This window comes from Streptomyces sp. BV286, from assembly GCF_019090165.1.
Taxonomy (GTDB): Bacteria; Actinomycetota; Actinomycetes; order Streptomycetales; family Streptomycetaceae; genus Streptomyces.
The window spans coordinates 18,802-31,038 of record NZ_JAHRIB010000091.1 but is presented as its reverse complement, the minus strand read 5'-3'; the positions used below and the strand labels follow the sequence as shown (position 1 = coordinate 31,038).

General features: G+C 69.9%; 9 protein-coding genes and 1 tRNA gene. 6 read left to right on the top strand and 4 right to left on the bottom strand.

Going from position 1 to position 12,237, the window contains the following annotated elements; all coding sequences use genetic code 11:
• The first annotated feature begins 168 nt into the window (after positions 1-168).
• Both KUF83_RS12485 and KUF83_RS12480 read left to right on the top strand, forming a co-directional pair.
• Positions 169-852, top strand: coding sequence for a class F sortase (locus KUF83_RS12485; RefSeq protein ID WP_217454715.1), 684 nt, complete (start codon positions 169-171; stop codon positions 850-852).
• Positions 853-1,380: 528 nt separating this feature from the next.
• Entirely contained in the window at positions 1,381-2,397 is a 1,017-nt protein-coding gene (locus KUF83_RS12480; RefSeq protein ID WP_217454714.1) for a glycoside hydrolase family 6 protein, read from the top strand.
• Between the two features lie 101 nt (positions 2,398-2,498).
• On the opposite strand, the gene KUF83_RS12475 is transcribed toward KUF83_RS12480, so the two are convergent.
• From KUF83_RS12475 to KUF83_RS12460, 4 genes are all read right to left on the bottom strand, one after another.
• Positions 2,499-4,436 carry a kelch motif-containing protein gene (locus KUF83_RS12475; protein WP_217454713.1) on the bottom strand — a complete coding sequence of 646 codons (1,938 nt, stop codon included), beginning with the start codon at positions 4,434-4,436 and terminating at the stop codon, positions 2,499-2,501.
• 94 nt (positions 4,437-4,530) lie between these two features.
• The gene (locus KUF83_RS12470) at positions 4,531-6,513 is read right to left on the bottom strand and encodes a glycosyltransferase family 2 protein (RefSeq protein WP_217454712.1); all 1,983 of its coding nucleotides are present in this window, start codon (positions 6,511-6,513) and stop codon (positions 4,531-4,533) included.
• A 314-nt stretch (positions 6,514-6,827) separates the two neighbouring features.
• The gene (locus KUF83_RS12465) at positions 6,828-7,538 is read right to left on the bottom strand and encodes a FadR/GntR family transcriptional regulator (protein WP_217454711.1); all 711 of its coding nucleotides are present in this window, start codon (positions 7,536-7,538) and stop codon (positions 6,828-6,830) included.
• Between the two features lie 79 nt (positions 7,539-7,617).
• Positions 7,618-7,691 (bottom strand) — tRNA-Lys (locus KUF83_RS12460).
• A gap of 279 nt (positions 7,692-7,970) precedes the next feature.
• Here KUF83_RS12460 and KUF83_RS12455 point away from each other — a divergent pair.
• From KUF83_RS12455 to KUF83_RS12440, 4 genes are all read left to right on the top strand, one after another.
• Positions 7,971-9,356, top strand: coding sequence for a peptidoglycan-binding protein (locus KUF83_RS12455; protein WP_217454710.1), 1,386 nt, complete (start codon positions 7,971-7,973; stop codon positions 9,354-9,356).
• Between the two features lie 200 nt (positions 9,357-9,556).
• Positions 9,557-10,729: an SPFH domain-containing protein gene (locus KUF83_RS12450; RefSeq protein ID WP_217454709.1), complete on the top strand. Its 1,173-nt coding sequence runs from the start codon at positions 9,557-9,559 to the stop codon at positions 10,727-10,729.
• Complete coding sequence (locus KUF83_RS12445) at positions 10,716-11,390, top strand: nucleoside/nucleotide kinase family protein (protein ID WP_217454708.1); 675 nt, start codon at positions 10,716-10,718, stop codon at positions 11,388-11,390. Before KUF83_RS12450 ends, KUF83_RS12445 begins: the two co-directional genes overlap by 14 nt.
• A 93-nt stretch (positions 11,391-11,483) precedes the next feature.
• Positions 11,484-12,104 carry a lytic polysaccharide monooxygenase gene (locus KUF83_RS12440; protein ID WP_217454707.1) on the top strand — a complete coding sequence of 207 codons (621 nt, stop codon included), beginning with the start codon at positions 11,484-11,486 and terminating at the stop codon, positions 12,102-12,104.
• Positions 12,105-12,237 lie beyond the last annotated feature (133 nt).

Here is a 12,237-nt window from a genome sequence, read left to right as displayed (position 1 = left end):
GTGCACGCGGGCGGCGGCGGCTCCGCCCGGCTCGCCGCGGCCGAGGCCGAGTCGGAAGGGCCCGGCACCCGGCACGCGGTCGTCGGCCTGGTCCTCGCCACAGTCGCCGCCGTCGCGGTGGCGGTCAGCAGCGCCCGCCGGGGGCGCCGCCGTACGGACTGAGCGGCCATGTCCGACCGGAACCACCGGGAAGACCGGGAACGCACCCCCGGCAGCGGCCGGCTCCTGATGGGAGTGGCCTGGGCGCTGCTGCTGCTCGGGCTGTGGCTGTGGGGCCGCGAGGTCACCGACGTACGCCAGGGCATATCCTCGCCGACCACCGGCGACGTGGCAGCCGTCGGACGGCCGCTCGGCGTCGAACTGCCGCCCGCGGTCGAGCCGTTGGGCGACGCGCGCCCACAGCGCGTGGACATCCCCGCGCTGGGCGTACAGGCACCCGTGGTGATCCGCGGGCTCGACCCGCGCGGAGCGATCGACCCGCCGCCGTACGGCCGGCCCGGAACCGTCGGCTGGTACGGGGGCGGCGCACGGCCCGGGGCGGCCGGGACCGCGCTGCTCGTCGGGCACGTGGACACCGAGACGCGGCCCGCCGTCTTCTACCACCTCAGCGAGGTGCGGCCGGGCGCGACGGTCCGGGTGATCCGGGACGACGGGACGGTCGCCGAGTTCACCGTCGAGGACGTCCAGGTCTTCGCCCGGGACCGCTTCGACGCCCAGAAGGTGTACGGGACACGGCAGACCGGCCGCGCCGAACTGCGGCTGATCACCTGCGGCGGCTCCTTCGACCGGGACAGCCGCAGCTACACGGCGAACGTGGTCGTCTCCGCGTACCTCAGCGGCACCGGCCTGTGAGCCGCCCGCCTTCGACCGGCACCTGGCCCGGTCGACGACCCGCTCCCCCCGGAGTCGTCGACCGGGCTGGTCCTCGACCGTGCGCGCACGGGCTGCGGGAGTAACCCGGCGACCGGCACGGGAGGTTCGGGGGCCCGTCGGAGTACGCACGGACGATCCGACAGCCGGGGGCCGGGGCCGTCTGAGAAGACTCTAGAACGTATGAGCGTTCCGGCCTAGGGTCTGTATGACGCCAAGTCCCGCGACGGTGGCACTGCGTAATCCATGCAGCTAGCCGCGGCACGGACGCGTTTCCGTGTGCGCGGGGCCCTCCAGCCCGGCATCCCGGCAGGACAGCCGCTCGGTGGCCGGACGGCAGCCCCGGGTGCGGCACCGCCTCGAACGTCCGCCCTGGCGGGCCGCCGGGAGCCGAACCCCGTCGCGAGGGGCTGTAACAGCTGACCGACAAGGAATGACTGCGCGCGTGGGCGCCTCGGCGGGTATGTCAGGATTGGTGCTTCGGACGGTGCACCCGAGGGGGAGTTTTCGATGTACGGGAGCAGGGGGGCCGGGGCCAGGGCGTCCGTGGCGGTGGCCGGAGCTGTGCTGCTGCTCGCGGGGTGTTCCTCCTCGGGCGGCGACGGCGAGAAGGACGAGCCGGGCGCCAGGATGAGCCAGCAGCCCAAGGACAAGGACCCGTTCTGGGTGAACCCGGACGGGAACGCGGCCGAGCAGGTCGCCACCTACGCGAAGGACGGCAAGGACAAGGACGCCGAACTGATCCGTACGATCGCCGAGCAGCCCACCGGGGAGTGGCTGACTCCGGAGAACGCCGAGCAGGAGGCGCGCGGCTTCACCGAGGCCGCGACGAAGGCCGACCGGGACGCGCTCCTCGTCGTCTACAACATCCCGCACCGCGACTGCGGCCAGTTCTCCGGCGGCGGCGCCGCCGACGGGAACGCGTACCGGGCCTTCATCGACCAGGTCGCCAAGGGCATCGGCGACCGAGCGGCCTCGGTGATCCTGGAGCCGGACGCCGTCCTGCACCTGGTGGACGGCTGCACTCCGGACGAGTTCCACGAGGAGCGCTACGACCTCCTGCGGGGCGCGGTCGAGAAGCTCAAGTCCCTGAAGAACACGAAGGTCTACCTGGACGCGGGCAACGCGGGCTGGGGCAAGCCCGACGACATCGCCGAGCCGCTGAAGCTGGCGGGCGTCGAGGCGGCCGACGGCTTCTCGGTCAACGTCTCCAACTTCTACACGACGGCCGACAGCACGAAGTACGGCAAGGAACTGTCGTCGAAGGTCGGCAACAAACCGTTCGTGATCGACACCAGCCGCAACGGCAACGGACCGTACACGGAAGGCGATCCGAAGGAGAACTGGTGCAACCCGCCGGGTCGCGCGCTGGGCGAGTCGCCCACGACGAAGACCGGTGACGAGCTCGTCGACGCCTACCTGTGGGTCAAGCGGCCCGGCGAGTCCGACGGCACGTGCAAGGACGGTCCGAAGGCGGGCCAGTGGTGGCCGGAGTACGCGCTGAAACTCGCGAAGGCCAGTAAGTGAAGGCCGGTATGCAGGGCCGGTAAGCAGGGCCGGTACGTGACTGGGGGCGCCCTCCGCTTCGGAGGGCGCCCCCAGTCATGTGGCCGTCGGATCCCGGTCGGTCAGGGGATCTTGACCCACTGGGCCTTGCTGGGGGTGCCCTGGTCGTCCGTCACGAACAGCATGTACCAGCCGGACTCGACGAGGTTGCGGCTCTTCGGGACGGTGACCTCGATGCCGTCCTTCGTCTTCTCGAAGTCCAGCGCGATCGACCGCTGGTCGACGTCGGTGACGTGCGTCGACGCGCTCGGCCGGATCAGCCGGGCCGTCTTGATCGACGAGGCGTGCTGCGTCGAGAACGCCGCCGACCCACCGCGCTCGATGGTCTTCGGACCGCCGGACAGCGACGGCCGCGAACCCTGGAACAGGTACGGCGGCGTGTAGATCTCGACGCGCTGCTCGAACTTGCCCGGCTTGGTGTTGGCCTTGTCGGCGTAGAGCGAGTCCGAGCCGAAGAACATCACGCGGCCGTCGGGCAGCAGGATCGACCCCGAGTGGTAGTTGCGCCCCACCAGCGGGTCGGCGACCCGCTTGAACGCGTTGCTCTTCGAGTCGTACATCCGGGCCTGGAGGATGTTGGAGTCGCCGCGGCCGCGGTAGTCCTCCGAGCCGCCGGACACCAGCACGTCGTCGTCGGGCAGGATCGAGTACTGCGGATAGCGCGTGCCCTTCTCCATCTCGGGCCCGTCCACGAACTTCGGGTCGTCGGCCAGCAGGTCGATGATGCGGGTCTTCTTGCTGGACTTCCTGGACTCGCCGACCCCGCCACCGCCGATGACCATGTACTTCTCGTCCTGCGCGGGCGGCAGCAGCACCGTGCCCGCGGTCTCCAGGAGCTTCGGGTCGGACAGACCGGACAGCTTCTTGAACTTGTTCGTCTTCAGGTCCCAGACGCCCGGGTCACGGCCGACGTCGTCGGGCCCGTAGCCGGCGTTCGCGCCCGAGTAGAACAGCTTGCCGTTCTGCATCAGGGAGATCGCCGGATAGGTCGGGAACTGCCTGATCCCCTTGGTGTACGTCCACTTCTTGGTCTTCGGGTCGTACACCTCGTTCTTGCCCGGCACCAGCTGGCCGATCTCGTCCAGGCCGGAGAGGCTGAGGATCTTGCCGTCGGACAGGGTGGTGAGGGTGGGGTACCAGCGCGCCTCGTTCATCGGGTCGACCTTGATGTACTTCTCGGCGACCGGGTCGAACTCGAAGGCGTCCTTGATGCCCTGGAAGTCCTTCTTGTCGAGGGCGAGCTTCTCGGCGATGCCGTACGTGTTGCGGGTGTCGGCGCCCGACAGGCCCTGCACGCGGTAGTTGTCCTGCGTACCCGTCTCGTACTTGGCGCCGCTCTTCTGCGCCTCCACGTAGATACGGCCGAGCCCCGGCTCGTTGCGCAGGAACTTGCCGGTCGCCGGGTCGAAGACCTTCTTGGCCCGCTCGACGTTGACCGGGTCCTTCGACACGAACGTCTGGCCGTTCTCCTTGCCCGTGAAGCGGGTGCCGGCGGGCAGGGTGATCGGCTTGTCGGGGTTCTCGTTGTGGACGACCATCAGGCCGCCCGCCTTGGTGATGTCGCCCTTGAGCTTCTCGTACCGCTTGGTGCCGCCCGCGATCAGCAGATTGCCGTTGGGCAGCTGGGTGTGGCCCGTGCAGAACAGGTCGGCCGGCGTCGGGACCTTCTTGATCGTCTTCTTGACCGGGTCCCAGATGCGCGTGTCGAACTTCTTCGCGTCGAAGTTGTCCTGGTTGTTGCCCGAGCCCGCGATCAGCAGGATCTTGCCGGTGTGCAGGAGCGCGGCGTGGATGGTGTTGAGCCGGAACTCCTCCGGGAACTCGACCACGTCCCACTTGCCGTTGTCGGCCTTGTACTCAGGCCTGTTGATCTTGTACTCGTGGTACTGCTCCGACCCGAAGCGGTAGAGCGCGGGTCCGTTCATCCCGGCCAGCGCAAGCACCACCGCCGCACCGATCGCGATGCGGCGGGCGCGGCGGCGGCTGGAACCGTCTTTCACTTCATTTCCCGTCTAACTTGTCGTGGTGGTCTGCGGCGCCCGGAGGACATCTCCGGCCCGGGGCACGAGGTGCGCGGCGCAACCGCCGCCGGCCTCAGCCCCCGGACGAGTGGCGCTGCCCCCCGAGCGAGATCTGCACGGTCTGGTCGGTGCCCCCGCCCGACGCCCAGCTCGGCTTGTGCTGGGGCGTGTGCGGGGCGACCGGAGACTGCTGGGGCTGGTGGGGGATCAGGCTGTCCTGCACGGGCGCCGGGGGCTCCTGGGGAGACCCGTGCCGGTGCTTCCTGCCCTTCTTGTCCTGCCGCATCATCCAGCGCCAGGCGAACATCGGCGAGGCCGTGATGAGCAGCGCGAACGACGCCCAGATGATCATCGCCGGGTGGGCGTGACCGTAGACGAAACCGGCGGTGATCGAACCGCTGAAGATCGCGATGAAGTACCAGTGGTAGCGGAACGTCCCGAACCAGGTGTCCGGGCTCGCGGAATCGCCCTTCGGGGTCACCACGAACTTGCTCTTGCGCCGCAGCATCGAGTCGATCAGGGCCTTCGCGTACAGCGGCGCCGACAGCGCGGACATGATCATGCCGGCCACACCGCCGGAGCCCTCCGGCTCGTGCGGCGAGACGTTGTGGCGGCGGTTCCAGACGTAGAGACCGATCTGCAGCGCCGAGGCGTTGCCGTAGAGCATCAGCCAGATCGCCGGGTCGATGTTCACACCCGAGGCGCCGAGACCCAGGAACAGGGCGCAGCTCAGCGCGGCCAGGATCCAGTTGAGGGCCGACATCGGGTAGAAGATGATCATCATCGTGTAGTTGAAGAACTTGCTGGGCGGCAGCGAGTAGGCGCCCTTCCAGTACTGCTTGAGGATCGTCTCGTACGTACCCCGCGACCAGCGCATCTGCTGGGTGAAGAAGTCCGTCCAGGCGTTCGGGCCCTCGCCGACCGCGAGGACGTCCGGGGTGTAGACCGAGCGCCACTTCCTGCCCGTCGCCGGGTTCTTGGCGCGGTGGATCTCGAAACCGGTCGCCATGTCCTCGGTGATCGAGTCGTACAGACCGCCGATCTGCTTCAGCGCCCTGATGCGTACGGCGTTCGAGGTGCCCACGAACATCGGTGACCCGTAGGCGTTGCCCGCCCGCTGGATCAGCGCGTGGAACAGGAACTGCTGCGACTCGGCGGCCTTGGTGATCGGGTTGTCGTAGTTGCCGTAGACCTGCGGGCCGATCACGAAGCCGATGTCCGGGTCGCGGAAGAAGCCGAGCATCCGCTCCAGGTAGTTGGGCAGCGGGACGTGGTCGGTGTCGACGGAGGCGAAGAAGTCGTAGTGGTCGCCGTGCGCGTCCAGCCAGGCGTTGTAGTTGCCGTGCTTGGTCTTGGCGCGGTGCGGGCCCTTGGGCTGGTTCCACTTCGCGACGCCCTTGCGGGAGAAGTGGTGCACGCCCAGGCGCTCGCAGACCTCCCGGACCTCGGGGTCGTTGCCCTCGTCGAGCAGCCAGACGTGCATGAGGCCGCGGTGGCGGATCTTGACCGCGGCTTCCAGGGTCTTCGTCACCATCTCCAGCGGCTCCTTGCCGGGCACGAAGGAGGTGAGGAAGGCCACTCTCGTACCGGTCTCGGGAACCACCGGGATCGGGTCGCGGGCGACCAGCGTGGCGTGCGCGTTCGACAGCACGTTCATGCAGCGGAAGAGCTCGATCAGACCGATCGAGACCAGCATCACGATGTCGAGCGCCGGCAGGAAGTCGTAGGCGGGGTAGTCCCGCTCGGTCCAGTGCGAGGGCTGGAGCAGCCAGGCGAGCAGCACGATCGAGAGCAGTGGTGCGGCACCCAGCATCAGCGCCGCGCGCAGCCGGTGCGGCTCCTGCGAGAGCAACGTGCGGTACTGCACCTTGTACGGCTTGGTCGGATCGGGTTGGGTGAGAGGACCTGCGAGCCGGCTGTAGTGCTCGTAGTCGTATCTCGGCAGATTCTTCTTGATTCTCCGGAAAGTACCGGTCCGTGTCTGTGACGGCACCCTCAGTTGGGTGGTCTCGGACGGATCGGAGTTCTGCCGGGCGCCCGTCGGCGTCGACGTCATGAGTCTTCCCCCCACACGCGAGATGTCGCGTGCTCGTTGTTCCGTTCGCCGGCTCGTGTCCCCCTAGACATTCACAGGCGTATCAACAGCAGGCCCCTGGCACCACATCATCCACATACCCTATAGACATGGTGAAGCCGCCCTCCGGTTGCATGATGCCCCCCTCGGCATCCGTTCATGAACGGGGCCCCAATCCCCGCCTTCGGACGCAACCGGTTCCAAGCCCCCAACTGCGCTGTAACCGCAGCCTCTTGTAGCCCAGGGTTCTACGCCGTCCGTCATGATCGCAAGATGCGAAACACGGTGTTTACCGGTCATACGCGCTCATTGGGGTGCCTGATGGTCCCGCCTGGTGCCGTTGCGGTCAAGCGCGTACGAATGTTGCCGAAGTGTTCCCTTATCGCGTCCTCGGCCCTCACGGCGTCACCGGAGCGCACCGCGTCGAGGATCTCCCGGTGCTGCCGGCAGGTGACCTTCGGGTCCTGCGGCAGCTCCACGAGGTCCGTGCGTACGCGATGGAAGGCGTCCCAGAACGCCTCCAGGAGTTCACTCAGCAGTACGTTGTCCAGGCCGCGGTACAGGGTGGCGTGGAACGCGCGGTCGGTCTCGGCGAGACCCGTGCCGGCGGCGGCCTCGGCCTCCATGCGGTCGACCAGCGCGTCCAGGGCGGCGAGGTCGTCGGGCGGCACCCGGCCCGCGAGCCGGGAGACCAGCCCGGTCTCCACCGCCTCGCGCAGCTCCAGAAGCTGCAGGAGGCTGTCCTCGCCCCGGTAGTGCCCGGCGACCGTGCGGAAGGCCAGGCCCTCGATCATCGGCGCCATGGACATCGGCCCGACGTACGTGCCGAAGCCGTGGCGGATCTCGACGATGCCCATCGCCTGGAGAGCCTTGAGGGCCTCGCGCACGGAGTTGCGGCTGGCGCCGAGCAGCTCCATGAGGTCGGGCTCGGTCGGCAGTACGGCCCCCGAGGGCAGCCGACGGTCGATGATGAGCTTCTTGATCCGCTCCTGGAGGTCGCGCGCCATGGCGAGAGGGTAGCGGGCCGTAAGGGTCCGGCCGTACGCGAAGAGGCTCCTCACTGTCGTGAGGAGCCTCTTCGTCGTGTGCGCCGCCAGGGACTCGAACCCCGGACCCGCTGATTAAGAGTCAGCTGCTCTAACCAACTGAGCTAGCGGCGCGTACGGCTCTCGCCGACGCGAGAACTCTACCGGACCCTCGCGGGCGCTTTCGACGCGGCGACGGGGGGCCGCTTGCGGTCGTGCTTCGGCTGCGGGCCGGTGGGGGTTGCTCGCGCGGTTCCCCGCGCCCCTGTCGGGGCGCCCCCCACCGCCGGAGGCATCCGCTACATCATTCGGACCGTCAACATGCGACACCCGCGACAAGTTGAGAAACTGACGAGCGTGCAGAAGCGCGGAAATCTCCAGCAGAGCCTTCAGCAGGACGACGAGGGGAAAAGCATGACCGCTCCGGCATTCGAGGAATTCGATCCCGAGAGCGACTGCGAATGCCCCGGGTGCGCCCACTGGCGGCGGGTTCTGCCGCATTCGGCGGCCGGCGGAATCGGCGGGCATCCGGCGGCCCTTCCCCAGATTCTCGGCCTCGGCCGGTCCGGACGGACCCCCGTGGCACTGGCCCTCGCGGCCGCCGCGGGCACGGTGCTCGGCGCCGGGCACACGGTGCCCGCCGTGGCCGCCGCGCACGCACCGCAGCGGCCCGGCCTGCCCGTGGCCGACGAACCCGACACGCCGCAGGGCGGGACGACGACGCTGCACGGCCCCGGCGGCGTCCCGGCCAGGATCAAGGCACCCCACACGAGCCGGGCCGAGATCATCAACCGGGCCAAGGAGTGGGTCGCCGCTCAGGTGCCCTACAGCATGAGCGCGTACTGGTCCGACGGCTACCGGCAGGACTGCTCGGGCTTCGTCTCCATGGCCTGGAATCTCGGCGGGAACGAATGGACGGGCAGCCTCGACAAATACGCAGTCAGGATTCCCAGGGAAGAACTCCAGCCCGGGGACATGCTGCTCTTCCACAATCCGGCCGACCCCGAAAAGGGGTCGCACGTCGTGATTTTCGGCGGCTGGACGGACTACACGCAGAGCCATTACATCGCGTACGAGCAGGCCCGCCCGCACGCCCGCAGGCAAGCCACTCCCTACGCCTACTGGAGCAATTCGGACCGCTATCTCGCGTACCGGTACAAGGGGCTCAAGGCGGAGACGGGGAAGGACGGCGCGGGCACCGTCACGCCCGTCAGTTCTCCGGCCAAGGAGCCGGCCGCGGCTGCCTATCCCGGGGCGACCGCCTTCGGGCCCGGCGCGAACAACGCGTACGTCACCCGGCTCGGGCGGATGCTCGTCGCGCGGGGAGCGGGGGCGTACTACACCTCGGGGCCCGGTCCGCGCTGGTCGGACGCGGACCGGCGGGCGACCCAGGCGTTCCAGCAGGCACAGGGCTGGACCGGAGCGGACGCCGACGGGTCGCCGGGGCCGATGACCTGGGCGTACCTGGTGAGCGGGAAGGGCCGTGACATCAGGGCGGCGAGCGGCGGCAGCCCCGGCACTCCCGCGCGGCCCCCGGCCGGGGAGGTCGCCTCGCACGGCGTGCCCGGCTATCCCGGCCGGGCGCTGTTCCGGCCCGGCGCCAGCAACGCCTACGTCACCCGGCTCGGGAAGCAGCTGGTGAAGAAGGGGTTCGGCAAGCACTACGCGAAGGGTCCGGGACCGAGCTGGGGCGAGGGCGACCGGCGCAACGTCGAGGCGTTCCAGCGCGCGCAGGGGTGGCGCGGCGGGGCGGCGGACGGCTACCCGGGGCCGGAGACCTGGCGGCGGCTCTTCTCCTGAAGGACCGCACGGCTGAAGGGCCGCGGGGTCCGTGGGCTTCGGAACCCATGACCTCAGCACCCTGAGGGCTCCGGCTCCCAGGGACCCGGGCCCCACCCGCTCCGGAAGCTCGCGCGGTGGCGGCGCGGGGCGGATCCGGCGACATGCGACGGCACTTCCCTCATGGCAGTTCTTCCTGGCGCGGAGGCACGGAGGCACGGATGAGTACGACGACTTCACACTCCCCGGAGTTCGACGGGGCCCCCGAGACGGGCGGGCGCGACACGGCTGCCCGCGGGGCGCGGGTCATCCACAACGAGGCGACCACCGAGATCCCGGTCCACCTGCTGTTCCGCGACGAGCCCGAACCGGTGTCCGTACCGCTCGCGCCCGCCGTCGTGAGCCGGCGGCGGGGCACCGGCGAGCAGCCTCGGATCGCCCGGCGCACCCCCGCCCCGGCGCGGCCCAGGACCGTACCGGAGACCGACCCCGAGCTGGTGGAGCGGCCCGCTCGGGTCCTGCCGGGCGCGGCCGGAGTGCTGGCCGGTGCCGTCGGTGCGACCGGGTGCGTCCTCGCGTCGTGGTGGGCGGGCGTCCTGCCGCCGCTCGCCGTGGACGCGCTCGGGCTGCCCGCGCACACCGGCGCCGGGCTGGGCGGCCCGCAGTGGGCGGCGCTCGCGGGATGCGGGGCGCTCGGCCTGTTCGGATTCGGCGGGCTGGCGCGCGGCCGCACCGGACGTGCCTGGGTGCTCGGACTCTTCGGCCGCTACCGGGGCACGGTCCGGCGCACCGGCCTCATGTGGGTGAACCCCCTGCTGCTGCGCCGCCGGATCGACGTACGGCTGCGGCACTGGCGGAGCGAGGCGATGCCCGCGGTCGACGCGAACGGGGTCGCCCTGCGCGTCGTCGTGCTCGTCGTCTGGCGGGTGCGGGACACCGCGCGCGCCACGCTCGGCGTCGAGGACCACCAGCGGTATCTGCGCGAGTGCGTGGAGGCGGCGCTCGCCCGTGTGCTCGCGCAGCTGCCGGCCGACGTGCCGCCGAACTCGCCGAGGGCGGCCGACTCCGCGACCCTGCGCAACACGGAGGCCGTCAGCGACTCGCTGACCCGCATCGTGGCCGCGGACGCGGCGGCGGCCGGCCTCCAGGTCTTCTCCGCCCAGCCGCTCGCGGTGGAGTACGCGCCCGAGATCGCCGCCGTGATGCAGCGCCGCCGGATCGCCGCCCTGGACGCCCAGCACCGCGACAAGGTCCTCACCTCGGTCGTCGACTCGGTGGAGGACACGGTGACGCGGCTGACGGTGCGTGGACTGGTCGAGCTCGACGACTACGAGCGCAAGGCTCTGGTGAAGGACCTGACGGTGGCGTTCTATACGGGGCATGGAGATCGATGACCCCCACACCCCCGCCGGATCGCCCCTCACCCTTTCCGCCCTCGCCGCCGACGCCTGGAGCCTGACCGACGGCACGCCGCGCGCCGTGCTGGGCCTGGCCGGTCCGCCCGGCGCCGGGAAGTCGACCCTCGCCCGCGCGCTGGTCGCGCACCTCGGCGAGGGGGCCGCCTATCTGCCGCTCGACGGCTTCCACCTCTCCAACGCCCAGCTGGAACGCCGCGGCCTGACCGCCCGCAAGGGCTCCGAGCCGAGCTTCGACGTGTGGGGCTACGTCGACCTGCTGCGCCGGGTCCTCGACGAGACCGGCCGGGACATCTACGTACCGGACTACGACCGCACGATCGACGAGCCGGTCGCCGCCCGGCACGTGGTGTCCCCGCAGGCCCGGCTGATCGTCACGGAAGGCAACTACCTCGCCTGTGATCTGCCGGGGTGGCGGGACGCGTACGTGTTCATGGGGGAGTGCTGGTACGTCGAGGCGCCCGGGGGCGTGCGTCGGGTGAGGCTGGTGGAGCGGCAGTTGGCGGGCGGGAGGGGCGAGGGCGAGGCGCGGGACTGGGTGGCGGCCAACGACGAACCCAACGGGGAGCTCGTGGAGAAGTCGCGGGGCCGCTGCCACCGGATCCTCTCCACGATTGGTATGGACCCATCCCATTTTTGATATGGACACAGCCAACAGTCAGCAATAATCTGGAACTTGGTCTAGACCTGCACGGCTCACGGAACTTCCCCCACGTTCTCCAGGAGCGGCAGCATGCGAGAAACTCCCCCACCCCGGAAGCGACTGAAGTGGTACGCCGTCGCGGTCGGGCTCGCCACCACCGGAGCGTTCGTGCTCTCCAGCGGCGGAGCCACCGGCCACGGCTACACCGACCTCCCCATCAGCCGTCAGAAGCTGTGCCAGAACGGCTCCGTGGCCAACTGCGGCGCCATCCAGTGGGAGCCCCAGAGCGTCGAGGGCCCCAAGGGCTTCCCGGCGTCCGGACCGGCGGACGGCCGGATCTGTTCCGCGAACCACGCCAACTTCGGCACGCTCGACAAGGCGACGACCCCCTCGGGTGGCGCCTGGCCGACGACGAGGGTCAACGGCGGGCAGAGCTACACCTTCCGCTGGCAGTTCACGGCCCGGCACTCCACGACCGACTTCAAGTACTACATCACCAAGAGCGGCTGGAACCAGAACGCTCCGCTGACCCGGTCCGCGCTGGTCACCACCCCGTTCCTGACCGTCCCGTTCAGTGGCCAGCCTCCGGCGACGCTGTCGCACAGCGGCACCCTGCCGACCGGCAGGAGCGGACACCACGTCATCCTCGCGGTGTGGACGATCGCCGACACGGGGAACGCGTTCTACGCCTGCTCCGACGTCACGTTCTGAGCGCACCCCGGCCGTCCGCCGCGCAACTCTGAGCATCTCTTGAGGCTCTTCCGCACCCCCCACGGGTAGGTTCCACGCACGTCGACATGGTCATGACGGCGTGCGTGGAGCTGTAAACGGACGACGGGGGTTG

Bases quoted from the DNA above. Each gene is read 5' to 3' on its own strand.
- KUF83_RS12485 (WP_217454715.1), top strand. From the start codon at position 169: ATGTCCGACCGGAACCACCGGGAAGACCGGGAACGCACCCCCGGCAGC.
- KUF83_RS12480 (WP_217454714.1), top strand. From the start codon at position 1,381: ATGTACGGGAGCAGGGGGGCCGGGGCCAGGGCGTCCGTGGCGGTGGCC.
- KUF83_RS12470 (WP_217454712.1), bottom strand. From the start codon at position 6,513: ATGACGTCGACGCCGACGGGCGCCCGGCAGAACTCCGATCCGTCCGAG.
- KUF83_RS12465 (WP_217454711.1), bottom strand. From the start codon at position 7,538: ATGGCGCGCGACCTCCAGGAGCGGATCAAGAAGCTCATCATCGACCGT.
- KUF83_RS12455 (WP_217454710.1), top strand. From the start codon at position 7,971: ATGACCGCTCCGGCATTCGAGGAATTCGATCCCGAGAGCGACTGCGAA.
- KUF83_RS12450 (WP_217454709.1), top strand. From the start codon at position 9,557: ATGAGTACGACGACTTCACACTCCCCGGAGTTCGACGGGGCCCCCGAG.
- KUF83_RS12445 (WP_217454708.1), top strand. From the start codon at position 10,716: ATGGAGATCGATGACCCCCACACCCCCGCCGGATCGCCCCTCACCCTT.
- KUF83_RS12440 (WP_217454707.1), top strand. From the start codon at position 11,484: ATGCGAGAAACTCCCCCACCCCGGAAGCGACTGAAGTGGTACGCCGTC.